The sequence below is a fragment of the Bradyrhizobium sp. 138 genome (assembly GCF_023074075.1).
GTDB lineage: Bacteria > Pseudomonadota > Alphaproteobacteria > Rhizobiales > Xanthobacteraceae > Bradyrhizobium.
In genome coordinates, this window is the sequence record NZ_JADPKT010000063.1 from 15022 (window position 1) to 31513 (window position 16492).

Below are 16492 nucleotides of genomic sequence, written 5' to 3' on the forward strand. Positions count from 1 at the left end.
CGATACCGCGAAGCGGTTGCCCGCCCCCCGCCAATCGGCTAAATGAACCTGCAACTGCACCCGTAGCTCAGCTGGATAGAGCGTTGCCCTCCGAAGGCAAAGGTCACACGTTCGAATCGTGTCGGGTGCGCCACTTCGGTACAAGCCTGGGCACTCCGAAACCTGCCGTTTTGACGCTCGACGCGGCGAGGAGCATGCACAAAGCCCTCATCGGCTGGTTGACTTTCTCAAGCCAACCAATTCTCAACCTTCAAGCCCCGAACACGCCCGAACTCGTCGGTGTTGGCGGTCACGATGGCGGCGCCGATCGCACGGGCGTGAGCTGCGATTAGCAGATCGTTGCCGCCGATCGGCTTTCCGGCCGTTTCCATCTCCGCGCGGATCCCGCCGTATTGGGCATCGGCGGGGATATCCAACGGAAGCACGTCGATCTCGCTGAGTAGGTCTTCGACTGCCTTGAGCAGCCGTTGCGAGCCGCTCTTGGCGCATCCGTAGCGCAACTCCGCCGCGACGATGATGCTGGTGCAGACGTTATCCTCGCCGACCCTGGCGATCCGCTTCGCGGCCCTACCCTGTGGATTTCTGATCAGATCGGAAATGATGTTCGTGTCCAGCATGTAGCGGGTCAAAACACTTTCTCCGGCGCCGGCACCGAGTCTTCAATCTCGGGAAAACCATCCTCCAGCGGCTTCAACGTCTTCAGCAAGGCGACGAGTCCGCGCTTACGCACGGGCTCAATCACAAGACGATCGCCGTCACGATGCATGATCGCTTCGTCGCCCGGCAGTTCAAACTCAACAGGAATACGGACCGCTTGATTGCGGCCATTGCGGAATAATCTGACGTGCCTTTGTTCCGCCACGGCTATCTCCCCTTGGCATATGTCATTGACATATGCCAAGATGAGCTCGCCGACAAGGTATCGTCCGCCTAAACCGATGCAGTCATGCGTTTCCCCAGACGGTGGTGCGGAAGCGGCTGGTCGAACGACTCGCCAAACCGCGCCACGAACACGGCAATCTCGGCCTCGGTCACCGGCAAATCATCTGGCCAGTCATCCGTCAATGTCGTTCGATCGCGCCTCGCTCGTCGACGGCCAGGTCGAGCCGGCGCGGCGACAGAGTCATAGAGATCGTCGAATAGCACGCCCCCGTCACATGCAGTGGCTACGATTCTTGCGAGGAAGCCATGTGGCAAGCTTGGCCGATCCACTGAACAGCCGAAGTGCGCGCCACATCACGCTGCAGTGCTCCGACCTCGTGCGTCCTCTGCAACGTGCGCGCAATCGCGCACCGCAAGCCATGATCGCGTGGCCGGACATCCCGCCGAGCACGCGCAACAAGACGCGATGCTGCGAACGATGGCGCTCGATTTCGAATGCTTTCTCGCTTCGAGCGGCACCAGACCGCTTCATACGGTGCCGCTGCAGTGCCATCTGAAACAATGTGCAGACAAACACTTACGACCCCGGATGGCACAGAGCGACACCGTCGCTTTTATCTTGCGTCCCAATCGGTCGAGATCCACACCCAGCTCTCGGTCGGCAAGGTCGGGTATTGTCGATAGTGGACCAGAAGGCGGACACGGCAATGCCGACGCGAATGACTCAACCCGGACATCAAAGAAGGCCAAACTCAGCCCTACTTTGAGTTGAATTTTCGCAGTTTACGTCCATGTTGCGTGTAGTCAGCGCTCATTTGAGACGAGTCGGGCAAGCATGCGTGGAGCTCTGAAAATATTAAAAGTCCTTGTCGCAATTGTGTTTCTCGGCGCTTTGGCATTCAGCGTCTGGCTGACCTTCACCCCGCCCGATGGGCTCGTGTCCGCCTCGGCTTATGCGGCAAAGATAGTTTGCTCGAACGTGTTCATCGCCAAACGCGATGCGGATGCGGTAATTAGAACCGACGTGTCGCATGCGCTTCCCCGTATCGTCAAGCGTCTGACAATCAACGTGGATGTCGCCAACCAGCGTGTCGAGGCAGCATATAGAGGCCTGTTCGCCCACCGCTACGCCCAATATCAGGAGGGGCGCGGTTGCACGCTGGTCTCGAAGAATGAAATCCTCGACTACACCGCGCCACCTTCAGTGCCAGCGAAACCCAATGCGCTCTGGCCGATCGGCGAGAGCGCACAATTGTCCGACGGCACGCATTTGCTGGCGGCGCTGAACGATCCGGCTCTCCAGGGGCCGGGCATGCGAGCGATCGTCGTGGTCCAGGACGGGCGCATCATTGGTGAAACCTACGGCGAAGGCTTCAACGCTTCGACGCCCTTGCAGGGCTGGTCGATGACGAAGACCGTGAACGCCGTCTTGGCCGGCATGGCGATCGAGGACGGAAAACTTTCGCTCGATCGGAAGAATCTGTTTCCGCAGTGGGCCGGCGACGCGCGCGCGGACATCTCGGTGGCCGACTTGATGGCCATGACAAGCGGATTGAAATGGAGTGAAGATGGTGATTCTCCCGACCCTGACGGGTTGGAGAATCTCGCAAATGATGCGGCGGCTTTCGCGAGGGACCGTCCGCTTGTCGCCCCGCCTGGAACGAAGTTCAACTATTCCGGGGGCTCGTCCGTCCTGTTGGCCCGGCTCTGGCAGAACGCGGTTGGAGCGGACGCGCGAGCGTATCCGCACGAACGATTGTTCAAGCCGTTGGGCATGGCCAGCGCTGTTCTTGAGGCCGATCGTTCAGGCACATTCCTCGGCGAAGCCTTTCTCTTCGCCAATGCGCATGATTGGGTGCGCCTCGGCGAGTTGTTACGATTGGGCGGAGAATGGAACGGCCAACAGCTTTTGCCTCGTGGGTTCGTCGATTATATGCGTTCACCCGTGCCAGCGTCCGACCGGGGGCATGGCCCCGTTTACGGCCGTGGAGGGGTTTGGTTAGCGCGGGGCCAAGGATTCAAGCTCCCGGCCGACACCTTCATGTTGCAAGGGCACCTCCGCCAGGTGATCGCCATCATTCCCTCGCGTAAGCTGGTGATCCTGCGCATGGGTTTAACGCGGGAAGATATTGGGTACAGCGTCGCGAAATTGCTGTACGCGATTGTCGCGGCGTGCCGATTCGAATGAATGATGCGTTACTTCCGGTTTTTGGCCCATCACGTCGATCCTGCGATTGATCGAAAGGGCCGCTATCGAGGGGTAACCGGACCACCAGCGGAATCGGGAAGACAGCCGCCCATTAGGCGTAGCGCAAGATCGTAGTCCGTCGCTGGTTATCCGGCCGGATCGCGTTGGTGGCCGCTGCATCATAGGGGTATAGCGAAACAGTAGTGCCCATCTTCATCGGCCGCAGCGCGCCACTTCGCGATTTTGCGCGATATTGTCGCCGGCAAGCGAGCAACGAGCCACCGATAACCGCTGAAACTCCGCCACCGGTCAGAGCACCTCAGACGGGCCATGCTGGGCCAGCAAGTCGGTGCATAGGCAGGGAGTGGATAGCTGCGGGACGGGCCGAGATTGCACTGTATCAGTGGCTGATACGTACGTTCTTGATATTTGTATCATTAGATGATACAGATAACCCTGTAATCAGAAGCTTCCGGGACAAAACCGCCGAAGCCGTCTTCAACGGCGAAAGCCCGAAGGGCTTTCCGGCCGACTTGGTCAAGGTGGCGCGCCGGAAACTGCGCTACCTCAACGCCGCGGGCGATCTTGGCGACTTGAGGTCGCCTCCCGGCAATCGCCTTGAGGCGCTCGTGGGCGATCGCCAGGGGCAACACTCGATCCGCATCAACGACCAATTCCGCGTGTGCTTCGTCTGGACGCTGGAAGGCCCGGCGGAGGTCGAAGTCGTGGACTACCATTAAGGGAACGCCGCAATGACCAAGAAGCTCAAGCCCATGCATCCCGGCGAGGTTCTGCGGGAGGAATTCCTCGTTCCGCTCAAGATGTCGGCGGGGGCTCTTGCCAAGGTCTGCGGCTTGCCTCGGACTCGGATCGAGCGGATCGCCGGCGAGCAGACCGGCATTACGGCCGATACGGCGCTGCGGCTCGGCAAAGCACTCGGCACGACGGCGCAGCTTTGGCTCAATCTGCAGACGGACTATGATGTTCAGATCGCCAAGCGCGATCTCGGCAAGATACTCGACCGGATCGAAACTGTGAACAAGCCGAAGGCAGCTTAGCCGACCGAGTGCAATTTCGCAGGGCGTCGAACATCTGCAGGTCGGCGCAAGTGGTGGGCTGCCCCATCATGGCACCGGCGCCTATGTCAGCATCGCGACAATCGCCTGCAACTGGTCGGACGCCGACGCCACCAGCCCGTCATATGACGTCTGGCCGTGTGCGGCTGCCTTCAGGATGCATTCGGCGACGGCCGCTTTCAGGCCGAACACCGACTGATCGGCCGGTACGTTCGCCATCACGGTCTCCAGCGCTTGACGCATCGTGTGAATGAGCTCGGAGCTGTGTTGCATGGGCTGTCCTCCGCAGGCTCATATTAGGTGGCGCGGCCGTGCTTGCCACTCACAAGCCCGGGAGACGGATAACTCCCTAATGAAACTGATTCGGTCTGGTGCCTCCGAAGCGCGGGGCAGGATCGAGTTGGTCACAATCTCGCGCTTCGCTTCGCCGGATTGTATCATCTGTCCATGAGCGATTCCGACACGGTCACCGGCGCACCATCGCCGGTACGCAAGATCATCCATATCGACATGGATGCCTTCTATGCGTCGGTGGAGCAGCGCGACAATCCGGAGCTGCGCGGGAAGCCGGTTGCGGTTGGGGGCTCTGCCGAGCGCGGCGTCGTCGCGGCCGCCAGCTATGAGGCCCGCAAATTCGGCGTTCGCTCCGCCATGCCGTCGGTGACGGCGAAGCGGCAATGTCCCGAGCTGATCTTCGTCAAGCCGCGCTTCGAGATCTACAAGGCGATCTCCCGGCAGATCCGCGAGATCTTTGCCGAGCACACGCCCGTCATCGAGCCGCTGTCGCTGGACGAGGCGTATCTCGACGTCACCGAAAACCTGCAAGGCATCCCGCTGGCGCGGGACATCGCGCTGCGGATCCGCGAGAAGATCAAGGCCGAGACGGGGCTCAACGCGTCGGCGGGCATCTCCTACAACAAGTTTCTGGCCAAGCTCGCCTCCGATCATCGCAAGCCCAACGGTCAGTTCGTGATTTCGCCGGAGATGGGGCCCGCCTTCGTCGAGACGCTGCCCGTCGGCAAGTTCCACGGGATAGGCCCGGCGACGAGTGCGAAGATGAACGCGCTCGGCATGTTCACCGGTCTCGACATCCGCAATCAGTCGCTGGAGTTCATGAACGCGAATTTCGGCAAGTCGGGCGCCTATTACTATTGGATCTCGCGTGGCGTCGACGAGCGGCCGGTGCGGGCCGACCGAATTCGCAAGTCGATCGGCGCGGAGACCACGTTCTCGACCGACCTCACCGAATATGGCGCGCTGGCCGCCGAGCTCAAACCTCTCGTCGACAAGGTCTGGCGCCATTGCGAGGCGACCGGCAATCGCGGCCGCACCGTTACCTTGAAGATCAAATTCGCCGACTTCGAGATCATCACGCGCAGCAGATCCGTCGCAGCGGCGGTTGCGGGACGGAATGAGCTGGAGCGGCTGGCCTGCGGCCTGCTCGAGGCCGAGATGCCGCTGCCAAAGCGCGTCAGGCTCCTCGGCGTATCGTTGTCTGCTCTCCAGGCCGGCGACGAGCCGGAGCCGCAGCTGACATTGGGCATTTGAGCAAGGCGCGTGACTCGAGACGGATCCCGGAATTCAGATTGTCATCGAGATTCCCACTGAAGAACACATTGCAAGAGAACCGCGAAGACTCGAGGTTTGACACTATTGCGAGCGGCTCCGTGTCGACCTTCGAGGCACTGTCTGACGTGAAGCTGACAGACCATCCTCGTTTTCAATTTCGACGCGCTGCGCTGAGCAAGATGCATTCCATTGCTGTTCGTTCGAGTGCGATCGACGCAAAGTTTTTTTGAGAACGCAGCTTGGTCGCGCCATTCAAATGACATGTACTGACGGATAGTCGTCGGCGTTTCGCGACGTTGCTCACGTGCGACAGCCTCGATATCTCCTCTCGCGCGGTGATCCGCGCTTGTGAGCGTCCGGTTGATCGCACATGCGTGAAGCGCGCCTCGCATGAAATCAGAAAGATAATTCGTCGTTGGATTCACCGTCTCGCTTTCGAACTGCGCCTGAAGTTTCGTTGTTCGCCGCTCGAGGAGCTGATCGTGACTCAACTCAACATGCATTTCTCCGAGGACGAGCAGTCCCGGAACGTACGGAAAGGTGCGCTCGCCGCGATCGTCACGCAGGTCGTGCGTGTCGCGACACAGACCGGATCCGTGATCCTGCTCTCACGCCTGCTGACGCCAGTCGACTTCGGCACTTATGCGATGGCCTCGCCGGTGCTCGCCTTCGCGGTGCTGTTCCAGGATCTGGGCCTTGGACATGCAACGGTGCAGAAGGGCGAGTTGACCCAGACCGAACTGAGCGCGCTATTCTGGGTGAACCTCTCGGTCGGCGCGGTCCTGGCGTTCGCTCAGGTGGCGCTGTCGCCACTTGTCGCCAGGTTCTACAGCGTACCCAATCTCGCCCCGCTGACCTCGGCCATGAGCGTCACGCTGCTGCTCAGCGGCGCTGACGTTCAGCATCTGTCGTTGCTGACGCGCCAGATGCGATTCTGGACGCTGGCAGGGCTGGAATCCGCGGCCGCATTGACCGGATTGCTGACCTCGGTCGCCGTCGCGTTCGTCTATCACAGCTATTGGGCGATCCTCGCCGGCAGCCTGACATCGGGTCTGGTGCTCGCGGGCGGCGCGTGGTTGAGCTCGGGATGGCTGCCGTCGAGACCCGGCTCGATCAGGGCCGCACGCGACATGCTGAGCTTCGGGTTCGGCGTGACCGGCTACAATCTTGCGGAATTCCTTTCCCGCAACACCGACGGGGTGCTGATCGGCAAGGTCTGGGGCACAGCCTCGCTTGGCGCGTATAACCGCGCCTACCGGCTGTTGCTGTTTCCGCTTCAGCAAGTCAGCAACCCGATGGTGCGGATCATGCTGCCGACGCTGTCGGCCCTGCTGAAGGAGCCCGAGCGCTATCGTGATTCGTTCCGTCGCGCGGTGCTGCCGGCGTTCCTCCTCGTGTTGCCGGGCGTCGCCTTCATGATCGCATCCGCCGACACGCTTGTCGAAACTCTGCTCGGCGGCCAATGGAGCGAGGCTGCACCGATCTTCGTCGCCCTCAGCATCGCCGGGCTGCTGCAGACCAGCAACAGTCCCGCCACCTGGCTGTTTCTCAGCCAGGGCCGCGCCAAGGAATACATGCGCTGGGGTCTGTTCAATGTCTCAACATCGATTCTCGCCTTCATATCCGGGCTGCCGTTCGGACCAATCGGCGTCGCCAGTGCATATTCGATCAGCGAATGCGTGCGCACGCCCATCCTGTGGTGGCTGATTGGGCGAAGCGGCCCGGTGCGTCATCGAGACCTCATCAACGTGATCGGCCCTCATCTCGCCGGCGCCCCCGCTTCCGTCGTGACTGTGGGCCTGCTCCATCGCTGGCTGCTTGCGCATTCGATTGGAGGGATTGCCGACTTGGCAGCCTGCTTCTGTCTATCGTATGCGGTCTCGCTTGCGATCGTCGCGCTGTTTCCGGCCTGTCGCGGAGACATGTGGCGCTACGCACGCAACGTCCGTGGCGGATGACACGATCGACACACCAGGCTCGCTGGCAAGACAACGGAGGTCCGCTGCCGTGACCCAGGCACAGCAAAGCCGCGCGCTACGGCAGCGATCCGCATTTCACCACCGTGGCGCACGTGTCTCAATATGTCCGGCTCGGGCCGGCTCAATGCCTGACGTGCTCGAACACCACGATCACGCCGGTCGGCTCCGGCTCGTGCGCCATCAGGCGCGTCAGGTCGGAATCGCCCCAATCGGCGAGGCTGACGACTTCGCCGCTCTCGCGGTCGGCACCGAGCGAAGCCGTGGGCTCGAGGACCTTGAGGCCCATTTCGTCGACGAAGAAGGTGTGCTCGCCGAACATGCTGTTGAGCTGCGGCATGGCCGGATGTTCGTCGGGCAGCACCTGAGCGCCGAGTTGGTTGACGGTCTGCTTCACCTGTTCGGTTGTGAGCTTCATGAGCTGCTCCGTTTCTGTCTCCGGTTTCATTGGCCCGGGCGGGGGCGCGCGTTCCCTGCACCTTTGTCCGCCTGGCTCAACTCCGAACAGGTGCTGCGCACAAATGTTCCCGTGAAATGTATTTTGTGATCGCGCGCTGCGTCCGCCGCGCTCGCGGCACGAGATCGCCACAAGATGCACACGATCTGTCCGTGTGATGAACCAATCGGCGGCTCGCGCTACTCGCTGCGGTTTTCACCCACCGACAGCGCGCAGATGCGTGACAGATAGGTATAGGGCAAGCCGGTCTCCTCGGCCCAGGCGTTGAACTGCGCCTGCACCTTGGCGAGATCGCCCTTCGACTTGACCTCTTCTGCAATGTCGAGGCCTGCATCGCGCAAGGACGCGACGACATCCTTTGACGTAACAAAGCCATCCCAGCCGACGAAGCGCAGCAGCATCTGGCCGGTGTTGCCGCCGAGACGGCTGCCACGCTTGGTCAGGAGATCGAGCAGGCCGATCTGGTCGGATGAGGGCCATTTCGCCAGAAACTTGCCGAAGCTGTCATGCGCCCTCGCGATCTCCTGCACGAAGCCTGCATTGTCGCGCACCGACATGATCTTGGCACCGTTGCGCACGATACGCGCGTCGCGCAAAAGACCTTCCCAATAGTCTTCCGGCTGGAAGCTGAGCTTGGCCGGCTGGAAATGCAGGAAGGCTTCTTCAAAGCCATCCCATTTCGAATCGATCACGCTCCAGGCAAAGCCGGCGCAGAACACACGCTTCGTCATCTCGGCAAGAATGCGATCGTCGCCGAGCTTGGCCAGACGCTTCAGGTCGGGCTTTGCCGGCATCAGCTTCTCCAGTGCCTTGGGGCCGCCCTTGCGCTTCTCGGCGCGGGCGCGAATGGTCTTGAAGGGGGTCATGCGGACACAAGCGGTTGAGGGCGCGCCACGACATCAGAATTCAACGAAACGGTCCAGTCCGATGATGATTGGCGCGGCGAAGCGGCCATGCTGGTCCGCTTCTTGCTTCATGAGGCCCGGAATTCCCTGACATTTTCGCTCTTTCGCGGACATTTCCAATGCGCTGCCTCGTCGTGGCCGATCTGCACTATTCGCTGCCGCAGCTCGACTGGCTGGTCAGCGCGGCACCGCAATTCGACCTCGTGATCTTTGCGGGAGACGCGCTCGACATCGGCTCGATGGTGGATTTTCGAGCCCAGATCGTGGTGGTGAAGAAATACCTCGCGCTGCTTGCCGCGAAGACCCGCGTGATCCTCTGCTCCGGCAATCATGATCTCGACGAGCGCAATGCAGAGGGCGAGAAGATCGCACGGTGGATCTCGGAGGTGCGCGAGCTCGGCATCGCCTGCGACGGCGACAGCCTCACCATCGGCGATACGATGTTCACGGTGTGCCCGTGGTGGGACGGGCCGCTGGTCAAACAGCGTCTGGTCGCGCAGTTGCGCGATGCCGCGGCCAACCGGCCGCGACGCTGGATCTGGGCACATCACGCGCCGCCGGCGGATTCACCGACGAGCTGGGGCGGCAAACGCTTCTTCGGCGACGTCGAGCTGGGGCAATGGATCATGCAGCACCAGCCGTCGATGGTGATCTCGGGCCATGTGCACCAGTCGCCGTTCATCACCGCCGGCTCGTGGTTCGACCGGCTGGGCGAGAGCTGGATCTTCAACACCGGCCTGCAGCCGGGCCGGCCGCCGACCTACATCGTGCTGGACCGCGACGCGGACAAGGCGTTCTGGCTTGCGGCCGGCGTGGCCCAGTGGATCGACCTGAATGCGCCGCTGAAGCGGCCCGCGGCGTCGATCGAGGCGCCGCCCGACTGGCTCACATTCTTGGATCAGATTGCCGATCCGAGCCTGGCGAAACCTTAAGCGGCGGCAGGTTGATCATGCTCTGGAGCACCTCGCCGACCATGGCCAGATGTGTGCCGTGGCCGGCATATTGCCGTTTGAGATCGGCGAGATAGGTGTTGGCGACATTAAGCCGTTGCGCCAGCATTTTTGCGATCAGCAGGGCTACGCCCGGCTGCTTCTCGAGGAACGAGGCGGCATCCTCGAATTCGTAGACGATCGCGTCGGAGCAGGCCCGCACCGTTGCGGTGTGCGGCTGGCCCAGCAGCACGGACATCTCGCCGAGCACTGCGCCGGGCTCGGTCACGGTGGCGACCACCATCTCGCCCTTGAGCACCTCGAGCTTGCCTTGCATCAGCACGTAGAGATGGCCGCTGGTGCCGCCCTCGGTCACGATGAGCGTACCGGCCTCGACCTTCCGCTCCGTCCCGCCGCTGCAATAATCCAGAACTGCGCGCATCGTAGAAAGCTCCCATCGCTGCGGACGCCGCGTCGTTGGAGACTAGAGCAGGATCCGTGCCAGGTGCAAATCAACGCGCGTACCATTTATGACGCGCGCATCACACCCGCGAGAGCGACGGCACCTCTTCGGGCATGATCGCCTGAAGGCCGCCGAAGCGACGCTCGCGGCCATGGAAGGAGGCCAGGGCAGCGGCAAGATCGCTGGCGTCGAACTCGGGCCACATCCGCTCGGTGAAGTGCAGCTCGGCATAGGCGCCTTCCCAGAGCAGGAAGTCCGACAGCCGCTTCTCACCGGAAGTGCGGATGATGAGATCGACGTCGCGCAAGCCGGCTTCGCCGGTGACGAGCTGCGAGAAGGCCTCGCGGGTGATGCTGGAGAGCGCGGCCGCCTTCGCCGCAGCATTGAGAATGGCATCGCGCGCGGAATAGTCGACCGCGATGCGCAGGTGCAGCGTGCTGCCCTGGGCGGTGGCTTCCTCGGCGCGCGCGATCGCAGTGGCGATGCCGTCGGGCAGGCGGTCGCGGCGGCCGATCACGGTGAGGCGCACACCGTTCTTGACCAGGCTCTGCACCTCATTGCCGAGATAGAAGCGCAGCAAGGTCATCAGTGCGGCGACCTCGGCCTTCGGCCTGCGCCAATTGTCGGTGGAGAAGGCGTAGAGCGTCAATGTGCTGATGCCCTGCTTGGGCGCGGCCTCGACGATACGGCGGATCGCCTCGACGCCGGCCTCGTGGCCGCGCACGCGCGACAGCCCGCGCCGCGTCGCCCACCGGCCGTTGCCGTCCATGATGATGCCGACATGAAGCTTCTCGTTGCGGGACGCATCACTTTGCATTGCAAAGTCTCCGGTCAAAAAGGGGGAGGATCAGGTCGAGGCGATACCGAGGCGGCCGAGCGACGGCGCCTCGCGGCCGGCCGCCTTGGCGGCGTCGCGCACCAGGCGTTCGAGCACGGCGAGATAGTCGAGGAAACGGCGGCGTCCGGCCTTGGTGAGGCGGCACGTGGTGTGCGGGCGGTTGCCCTCATAGCCCTTGGTCACCTCGACGAGGCCGGCCTCCTGGAGCACGGCAAGGTGCCGGCTGAGATTCCCGTCGGTGAGGCCGCAGAGCTGCTTGAGATCGGCGAAGGCCAGCCCCTTGGGGTGCGCCATCAGCGAGGTCAGAAGCCCGAGCCTCGCCTTCTCGTGGATTACGCGGTCCAGCCCTTCGTAGGAGAAGGGTGCGCTGTCAGTCTTCGACATCATGGTCTCCGGATGCGACATACAGAATGCCCGCCATCATCGATTGCCCGATCACGAAGGGCAGGCCCATGGTCCATGGCGACAGCGTGTGGGTCTGGCTCGCGAGCACCACCACCGAAAAGCCGGACACGAAATACCAGGCGCCGGCGAACGCGACGGTGCGCGGCAGCGAACGAATTGAGGCGAAAATGCCGAGCGACACCAGGATCTGCCACAGGCCCGGGAGCAGCCACAGCGTCTCGCCCGCGAACTTCCACATCACCACCGCGAGCAACACGCCGGCAACGCCTGCGGGCAGGAACTGCTCGACCGCCTGGTGGATCATGGCGTCTGCCAGACCCGAATGATGACGGCGCGATCGCGCGCGCATCTCGATCCCGATGACCAGGCCGGACAGCGCGGCGGCGATGAACCAGCCGAAGAAGAAGCCGAGCGGCTCATTGGTGGGATCGCCGAGCAGCCAATATTGCAGGATCGCGGTGATGAGCGCGACGGCGCCGGTCGCGGCCATCGTCGCCGGGCCGTAGCCACGGAACGCCGTGCCGGCCGCAATCTGGCTGCGAATCGTCACGATGTCGGCCAGTGCCTTGTCGAGATCACGCATTGGCAACGCCGCTCCGCCCATGCTCGCCGGGGACTGCCTGCCCCGTCACTTTGTATCGCAAAGTATACCGGACTGCAAAGTAAACGCAAGCCTGAAAGCCATCGCCAGGATTCCGATCGGAGCGAACAACTGTCGGTTGCGCGGCGCCTGTTCCCGCAGATAAGATGCAACCAAAAGCGTCCGGGGGCTGGTATGTGGCTTAAATCATTGATCGTCGCGTCTTTGTTGCAGGTGGGTATCGCCGGAGCCGCGCATGCGGCGGGACCGTTCGGCAGCGTCAATGTCGGCAACTGGATCGGCGGCGCCTTCAGCAATGACCAGACGGGCGCCTTCTCCCATTGCGCGGCGACGACGCCCTATGCGAACGGCGTCATCCTCGTCGTGAGCCAAAATGCAGCCGGCACCTGGTCGCTCGCCTTTGCGAATCCCAGCTACCGCTTCAACAAGGGCGAGAACGCCGCGATCGACGTCACCTTTGACGGGCAGGAGCAAGCCAGGCTGTACGCCACGGCGTATCAGTCCAACATGCTCACGGCCATCATGCCGCTCAATGTCGTGCGTACGTTTCAGAAGGCGAGCCTGATGGTGGCGACGGCCGGCCGCGCCGTTCTGAATTTCGATCTGACATCGACCGGGCCGGTCATCGCCGCACTGGCCAATTGCGTGAGCAAGGTGAAAGCCGACGGGCTCGACAAGGCCGGCGACTTCGCCAAGGCTGCAACGAAGCCTGCAGTGGCCGGCGACAAGCAAGGTGCGCCTCCCACCAAGCCGGGACGAACCGGGACCTTCACCGGCACGGGCTTTGTGGTCAGTCCCAATGGACATATCGTCACCAACAGTCATGTGATCGACAGCTGCACCGGGGATATCAAGGGCAATCTCGCCGGTGAGGCCTCGATGGTGCTGCGGGTTGTCTCCAGCGATGCGACAAACGATCTCGCGCTGCTGCAAGCGCCGGCGAAAACAGCATTCAAGGATTTCGCGAAGATCCGGGACCGCTCGATGCACTCCGGCGATTCCGTGGTGGCGATCGGCTTCCCGCTGCACGGCTATCTCTCCTCCGACCTGACCGTGACGACGGGTATCGTCAGTTCACTCAGCGGCTTCCGCAATCACACGGGGCGTTTGCAGATCAGCGCGGCTGTTCAAGCGGGCAACAGTGGAGGCCCGTTGTTCGACATGTCCGGCCAAGTCGCAGGCGTCATCGTTGCCAAGCTCAACGCACTCAGAATGATCAAAGAGACCGGGCAGCTGACCGAGAACATCAACTTCGCCATCAAGACCGGCGCGCTGCGCGACTTCCTCGACAATTCCGTGGTGCCCTACCAGACCGCGGAGCCCAAGGGTGAATTGAAGACCACCGACATCGCCGCTAACGCCCGCGCCTACACGATGCTGATCTCGTGCACCGGCACGGAACAGGCGGATGCGAAGCGGTAGTGATATGGCTGGCCGCATGCCTCCTCATCCGTGACAGCACGCTGCCTTCGCCGCCTGCGGCTCGTATTGATCGCGCAGGCGGACCCAGTCCATCGGATAGGGCAGGCCCTCCTCGTGACGGCCGAGCGGCGTGAGGTCGAGATATTGATAGGCGGCGTTCATCATGTCGAGGCCGCGGGCGAAGCAGGAATAGGTGTGGAAGATCTCGCCGGCCTCGCCGCGGTAGAACACGCTGATGCCAGGCAATTCGGGGCCGTAGATGGGCGTGGTGCCGAAATTGTACATCGGCTTTCCGGCCTCGATCTCTTCCTGCGAGAACGTCACACCGTAGTCGCGGTTGAAGTCGTTGCTGCCTGAGGAGACCCAATCGAAGCTCCAGCCCATCCGCTTCTTGAAGCGCTCGAGCTTTGCGCTCGGTGCCAGCGACACCGCGACCATGGTGGTGTCGCGCGCGGCCAGGTGCGGCACCATGCGCTCGAACCCGTCGGCCCAGAACGAGCAGCTCTTGCAGGCCGCGTCCCAGTCGGGTGCGAACATCACATGCTGGACGACGAGCTGCGGACGGCCTTTGAACAGGTCGCCGAGCGACATCCTGCCATTCGGCCCGTCAAATTCGTAAGCCTTGTCGACCTTGACCCAGGGCAAGGCGCGGCGCTCCTCGGCGAGGCGCTCACGGGCCGCCGTGAGCTCCTTCTCGCGCGCCAGATGGGCCTTGCGCGCGACGATCCATTGCTCGCGCGAGACGATCTGATGTTGCTGCATGGCTATCTCCTTGGTGTCAGGCGACGAAAGCATCGAGCTTGTCGAGGAACGAGCTCCAGCCGCGCTGGTGGTTGTCGCGTGCGGTCTCGTCGAAGAACTGGGCGTGATGGAAGATCATCAAGGTGCCGACACCGTCCGGCTTCAGCGAGATCGTCACCAGCGATTCGCGTTCCGGCGTCGAATGCCAGGCCCAGGTGAAGACCAGAAGCTCGTTCGGCACCACCTCGCGATAAAGGCCGCCGGCCTCGAAATATTCACCGTCGTCACGGGTGAAGCTGATGCGATAATGGCCGCCGACGCGGACGTCGAGCTCGGCTTGAAGCGTCGCCGGCTTCATGTTCGGCGGCCCGAACCATTGCGCTAGCTGCGCGGCTTGCGTCCAGGCGGCGTAGACCTTTTCCGGCGGCGCGCGGAGCCGGCGCGTGAGCGTGAGGCTTGGACGTTCTGCCGCGCGTTCGGCGGCGTTGGCGGCTGCGTTGGCCATTTCTCTTCCTCCACGAAAGCGGCGAGACGATCGAGATTGTGAGACCAGAACTGCGCATAGCGATTGAGCCAGTTCATCGCCTGCTCCATCGGCTGCGCGGTGATCCGGCAGGCGACCGTGCGCCCGGTTTTCTCCCGCACGATCAGGCCCGCATCCGTGAGCACGTCGAGATGCTTCATGATCGCCGGCAGCGAGACCGGAAACGGCGCGGCCAGGTCGCTCACCGACAGGCCATCCTGCTCACCGAGACGTGCCAGCAGGGCACGCCGCGTCGGGTCGGATAGCGCGGCAAAGGTCCGGTCCAGCGTCTCGTCCTTATACTTAACCATATGGTTTAGTATAGCCGCGCGTGGAAAGGCGTCAAGCCCGGACCCGCGGGCGCAGGTCCGCACGACTGCGTGATCAGGTTGCGATCAGTATGAAGCGCGATCAGTAGAGCGCGACGGTGGCGAAGCCGTCCGCAGCGCGCGTCTTATTCCAGGTCAACGAAACAAAGCACGCAAGAAAAAAGCCCTGCCAGACGGCAGGGCTCCTATCCTCACGATCACAAGATCGCTACTCGACCTTCAGGCCGGCGAACTCGACGACCTTCCTCCATTTTTCGGTCTCGGCCTTGATCTCCTCGCCGAACGCCTCGGGCGTCTGCACCCGCGGCTCGCCGCCGAGCTCGACCAGGCGCTTGGTCATGTCGGGCTCCTTCAGCACCGCGGCGACCTCGGCGTTGAGCTTGGCGATGATCTCCTTCGGCGTGTTCTTCGGCGCGCCCATGCCGAACAATGCGCTGGCCTCATAGCCCTTGACGGTGTCGGCGACCGGCTGCACGTCGGGCAGCTGCGGCGAACGTTCCGTGGTGGTGACCCCGATGGCGCGAAGCGAGCCGGAGCGGATATGCTGGATGATCGAGGGCATGTTGTCGAAGATCACCTGCACCTGGCCGCCGAGCATATCGGTGATCGCGGGCGCCGCGCCGCGATAGGGCACGTGCTGCATCTTGCAGCCGGTCATGGCCATGAACATCTCGCCGGACAGATGCACCGAGGTGCCGTTGCCGGACGAGGCCATGTTGACCTTGCCGGGATTGGCCTTCACGTATTCGATGAACTCGGCGACGTTCTTGGCCGGCACGTCCTTGTTGACGGTCATCACGTTTGGCACGCGCTGGAACGAGGCGACCGGCGCGATGTCCTGCACGAAGTTGAACTTGAGATTCTTGTAGAGCGAGGCGTTGATGTAGTTGGCCGGGTTGATCAGCTGCAGCGTGTAGCCGTCGGGCTCGGCATTGATGACCGATTCGGTGGCGATATTGTTGCCGGCACCCGGCTTGTTCTCGATCACGAATTGCTGGCCGAGCTTTTCCGAGAGCCGCTGGCCGATCAGTCGCGCCAGGATGTCCGTGGCGCCGCCGGGCGGATAGCCGACCACCCATTTCACGGGCCGGGCCGGATAATCGGCGGCAAAGGCCTTCGACAGCGGGGTGGCTGCAAGCGGACTGGCGGCGAGCAGGCCCAGCGCGGTACGGCGAGTGATCATCTCAA

At 62.6% G+C, this 16492-nt stretch carries 19 protein-coding genes, 1 tRNA gene and 1 pseudogene; 8 read left to right on the top strand and 13 right to left on the bottom strand.

Annotation, left to right across the window (positions count from 1 at the left end):
* Nucleotides 1-56 precede the first annotated feature (56 nt).
* Nucleotides 57-133 (top strand) — tRNA-Arg (locus tag IVA79_RS20230).
* Nucleotides 134-227: 94 nt separating this feature from the next.
* On the opposite strand, the gene IVA79_RS20235 is transcribed toward IVA79_RS20230, so the two are convergent.
* Together IVA79_RS20235 and IVA79_RS20240 are read right to left on the bottom strand one after the other, a co-directional pair.
* Nucleotides 228-629, bottom strand: a complete 402-nt coding sequence (locus tag IVA79_RS20235) for a type II toxin-antitoxin system VapC family toxin (RefSeq protein WP_247555925.1) — start codon at nucleotides 627-629, stop codon at nucleotides 228-230.
* A complete protein-coding gene (locus tag IVA79_RS20240) occupies nucleotides 626-862 on the bottom strand; it encodes an AbrB/MazE/SpoVT family DNA-binding domain-containing protein (RefSeq protein ID WP_247555927.1) in 237 nt (78 codons plus the stop codon). The genes IVA79_RS20235 and IVA79_RS20240 overlap by 4 nt, the downstream gene beginning before the upstream one ends.
* 855 nt (nucleotides 863-1717) lie before the next feature.
* On the opposite strand from IVA79_RS20240, the gene IVA79_RS20245 reads away from it, so the two are divergent.
* From IVA79_RS20245 to IVA79_RS20255, 3 genes are all read left to right on the top strand, one after another.
* Nucleotides 1718-3070, top strand: coding sequence for a serine hydrolase (locus tag IVA79_RS20245; protein WP_247555929.1), 1353 nt, complete (start codon nucleotides 1718-1720; stop codon nucleotides 3068-3070).
* A 422-nt stretch (nucleotides 3071-3492) separates the two neighbouring features.
* Nucleotides 3493-3810, top strand: a complete 318-nt coding sequence (locus IVA79_RS20250) for a type II toxin-antitoxin system RelE/ParE family toxin (RefSeq protein WP_249816098.1) — start codon at nucleotides 3493-3495, stop codon at nucleotides 3808-3810.
* Nucleotides 3811-3822: 12 nt separating this feature from the next.
* Nucleotides 3823-4128: a HigA family addiction module antitoxin gene (locus tag IVA79_RS20255; RefSeq protein WP_247555931.1), complete on the top strand. Its 306-nt coding sequence runs from the start codon at nucleotides 3823-3825 to the stop codon at nucleotides 4126-4128.
* An 81-nt stretch (nucleotides 4129-4209) separates the two neighbouring features.
* On the opposite strand, the gene IVA79_RS20260 is transcribed toward IVA79_RS20255, so the two are convergent.
* The gene (locus IVA79_RS20260) at nucleotides 4210-4419 is read right to left on the bottom strand and encodes a hypothetical protein (protein ID WP_247555933.1); all 210 of its coding nucleotides are present in this window, start codon (nucleotides 4417-4419) and stop codon (nucleotides 4210-4212) included.
* 174 nt (nucleotides 4420-4593) lie between these two features.
* On the opposite strand from IVA79_RS20260, the gene dinB reads away from it, so the two are divergent.
* Both dinB and IVA79_RS20270 read left to right on the top strand, forming a co-directional pair.
* A complete protein-coding gene (gene dinB, locus IVA79_RS20265) occupies nucleotides 4594-5694 on the top strand; it encodes a DNA polymerase IV (RefSeq protein ID WP_247555935.1) in 1101 nt (366 codons plus the stop codon).
* Between the two features lie 503 nt (nucleotides 5695-6197).
* A complete protein-coding gene (locus tag IVA79_RS20270; protein WP_247555937.1) occupies nucleotides 6198-7673 on the top strand; it encodes a lipopolysaccharide biosynthesis protein in 1476 nt (491 codons plus the stop codon).
* A 142-nt stretch (nucleotides 7674-7815) separates the two neighbouring features.
* Here IVA79_RS20270 and IVA79_RS20275 read toward each other — a convergent pair whose 3' ends face one another.
* Together IVA79_RS20275 and IVA79_RS20280 are read right to left on the bottom strand one after the other, a co-directional pair.
* On the bottom strand, nucleotides 7816-8109 hold the full coding sequence (locus IVA79_RS20275) for a hypothetical protein (protein ID WP_247555939.1): 294 nt from the start codon (nucleotides 8107-8109) through the stop codon (nucleotides 7816-7818).
* A 218-nt stretch (nucleotides 8110-8327) separates the two neighbouring features.
* Nucleotides 8328-9014, bottom strand: coding sequence for a DNA-3-methyladenine glycosylase I (locus IVA79_RS20280; protein WP_247555942.1), 687 nt, complete (start codon nucleotides 9012-9014; stop codon nucleotides 8328-8330).
* 158 nt (nucleotides 9015-9172) lie between these two features.
* On the opposite strand from IVA79_RS20280, the gene IVA79_RS20285 reads away from it, so the two are divergent.
* Nucleotides 9173-9985, top strand: coding sequence for a metallophosphoesterase (locus tag IVA79_RS20285; RefSeq protein WP_247555945.1), 813 nt, complete (start codon nucleotides 9173-9175; stop codon nucleotides 9983-9985).
* On the opposite strand, the gene IVA79_RS20290 is transcribed toward IVA79_RS20285, so the two are convergent.
* From IVA79_RS20290 to IVA79_RS20305, 4 genes are all read right to left on the bottom strand, one after another.
* Nucleotides 9939-10424 carry a cyclic nucleotide-binding domain-containing protein gene (locus IVA79_RS20290; RefSeq protein WP_247555946.1) on the bottom strand — a complete coding sequence of 162 codons (486 nt, stop codon included), beginning with the start codon at nucleotides 10422-10424 and terminating at the stop codon, nucleotides 9939-9941. The two genes, IVA79_RS20285 and IVA79_RS20290, sit on opposite strands and share 47 nt — an antisense overlap.
* Nucleotides 10425-10524: 100 nt before the next feature.
* Complete coding sequence (locus tag IVA79_RS20295) at nucleotides 10525-11262, bottom strand: di-trans,poly-cis-decaprenylcistransferase (protein WP_247555948.1); 738 nt, start codon at nucleotides 11260-11262, stop codon at nucleotides 10525-10527.
* A 30-nt stretch (nucleotides 11263-11292) separates the two neighbouring features.
* Nucleotides 11293-11667 carry a transcriptional regulator gene (locus IVA79_RS20300; RefSeq protein WP_247555950.1) on the bottom strand — a complete coding sequence of 125 codons (375 nt, stop codon included), beginning with the start codon at nucleotides 11665-11667 and terminating at the stop codon, nucleotides 11293-11295.
* Nucleotides 11654-12271, bottom strand: a complete 618-nt coding sequence (locus IVA79_RS20305; RefSeq protein ID WP_247555952.1) for a hypothetical protein — start codon at nucleotides 12269-12271, stop codon at nucleotides 11654-11656. Before IVA79_RS20305 ends, IVA79_RS20300 begins: the two co-directional genes overlap by 14 nt.
* Nucleotides 12272-12463: 192 nt before the next feature.
* Between IVA79_RS20305 and IVA79_RS20310 the strand changes: the two genes are divergently transcribed.
* Nucleotides 12464-13711, top strand: coding sequence for a serine protease (locus tag IVA79_RS20310; RefSeq protein ID WP_247555954.1), 1248 nt, complete (start codon nucleotides 12464-12466; stop codon nucleotides 13709-13711).
* A 24-nt stretch (nucleotides 13712-13735) separates the two neighbouring features.
* Here IVA79_RS20310 and IVA79_RS20315 read toward each other — a convergent pair whose 3' ends face one another.
* From IVA79_RS20315 to IVA79_RS20330, 4 genes and pseudogenes are all read right to left on the bottom strand, one after another.
* A complete protein-coding gene (locus IVA79_RS20315) occupies nucleotides 13736-14473 on the bottom strand; it encodes a thioredoxin family protein (protein ID WP_247555956.1) in 738 nt (245 codons plus the stop codon).
* A 16-nt stretch (nucleotides 14474-14489) separates the two neighbouring features.
* Nucleotides 14490-14825: pseudogene (locus IVA79_RS20320) on the bottom strand (SRPBCC domain-containing protein); the annotation flags it as partial.
* An 8-nt stretch (nucleotides 14826-14833) separates the two neighbouring features.
* Complete coding sequence (locus IVA79_RS20325; RefSeq protein ID WP_247555960.1) at nucleotides 14834-15286, bottom strand: metalloregulator ArsR/SmtB family transcription factor; 453 nt, start codon at nucleotides 15284-15286, stop codon at nucleotides 14834-14836.
* A gap of 226 nt (nucleotides 15287-15512) precedes the next feature.
* The gene (locus IVA79_RS20330) at nucleotides 15513-16487 is read right to left on the bottom strand and encodes a tripartite tricarboxylate transporter substrate binding protein (protein ID WP_247555964.1); all 975 of its coding nucleotides are present in this window, start codon (nucleotides 16485-16487) and stop codon (nucleotides 15513-15515) included.
* Between the last annotated feature and the right edge of the window lie 5 nt (nucleotides 16488-16492).

Excerpts from the sequence above, each read along its gene's own strand:
- IVA79_RS20245 (WP_247555929.1), top strand. The coding sequence starts at position 1,718 with ATGCGTGGAGCTCTGAAAATATTAAAAGTCCTTGTCGCAATTGTGTTT.
- IVA79_RS20255 (WP_247555931.1), top strand. The coding sequence starts at position 3,823 with ATGACCAAGAAGCTCAAGCCCATGCATCCCGGCGAGGTTCTGCGGGAG.
- IVA79_RS20260 (WP_247555933.1), bottom strand. The coding sequence starts at position 4,419 with ATGCAACACAGCTCCGAGCTCATTCACACGATGCGTCAAGCGCTGGAG.
- dinB (WP_247555935.1), top strand. The coding sequence starts at position 4,594 with ATGAGCGATTCCGACACGGTCACCGGCGCACCATCGCCGGTACGCAAG.
- IVA79_RS20275 (WP_247555939.1), bottom strand. The coding sequence starts at position 8,109 with ATGAAGCTCACAACCGAACAGGTGAAGCAGACCGTCAACCAACTCGGC.
- IVA79_RS20280 (WP_247555942.1), bottom strand. The coding sequence starts at position 9,014 with ATGACCCCCTTCAAGACCATTCGCGCCCGCGCCGAGAAGCGCAAGGGC.
- IVA79_RS20285 (WP_247555945.1), top strand. The coding sequence starts at position 9,173 with ATGCGCTGCCTCGTCGTGGCCGATCTGCACTATTCGCTGCCGCAGCTC.
- IVA79_RS20290 (WP_247555946.1), bottom strand. The coding sequence starts at position 10,424 with ATGCGCGCAGTTCTGGATTATTGCAGCGGCGGGACGGAGCGGAAGGTC.
- IVA79_RS20295 (WP_247555948.1), bottom strand. The coding sequence starts at position 11,262 with ATGCAAAGTGATGCGTCCCGCAACGAGAAGCTTCATGTCGGCATCATC.
- IVA79_RS20300 (WP_247555950.1), bottom strand. The coding sequence starts at position 11,667 with ATGTCGAAGACTGACAGCGCACCCTTCTCCTACGAAGGGCTGGACCGC.
- IVA79_RS20305 (WP_247555952.1), bottom strand. The coding sequence starts at position 12,271 with ATGCGTGATCTCGACAAGGCACTGGCCGACATCGTGACGATTCGCAGC.
- IVA79_RS20310 (WP_247555954.1), top strand. The coding sequence starts at position 12,464 with ATGTGGCTTAAATCATTGATCGTCGCGTCTTTGTTGCAGGTGGGTATC.
- IVA79_RS20315 (WP_247555956.1), bottom strand. The coding sequence starts at position 14,473 with ATGCAGCAACATCAGATCGTCTCGCGCGAGCAATGGATCGTCGCGCGC.
- IVA79_RS20325 (WP_247555960.1), bottom strand. The coding sequence starts at position 15,286 with ATGGTTAAGTATAAGGACGAGACGCTGGACCGGACCTTTGCCGCGCTA.
- IVA79_RS20330 (WP_247555964.1), bottom strand. The coding sequence starts at position 16,487 with ATGATCACTCGCCGTACCGCGCTGGGCCTGCTCGCCGCCAGTCCGCTT.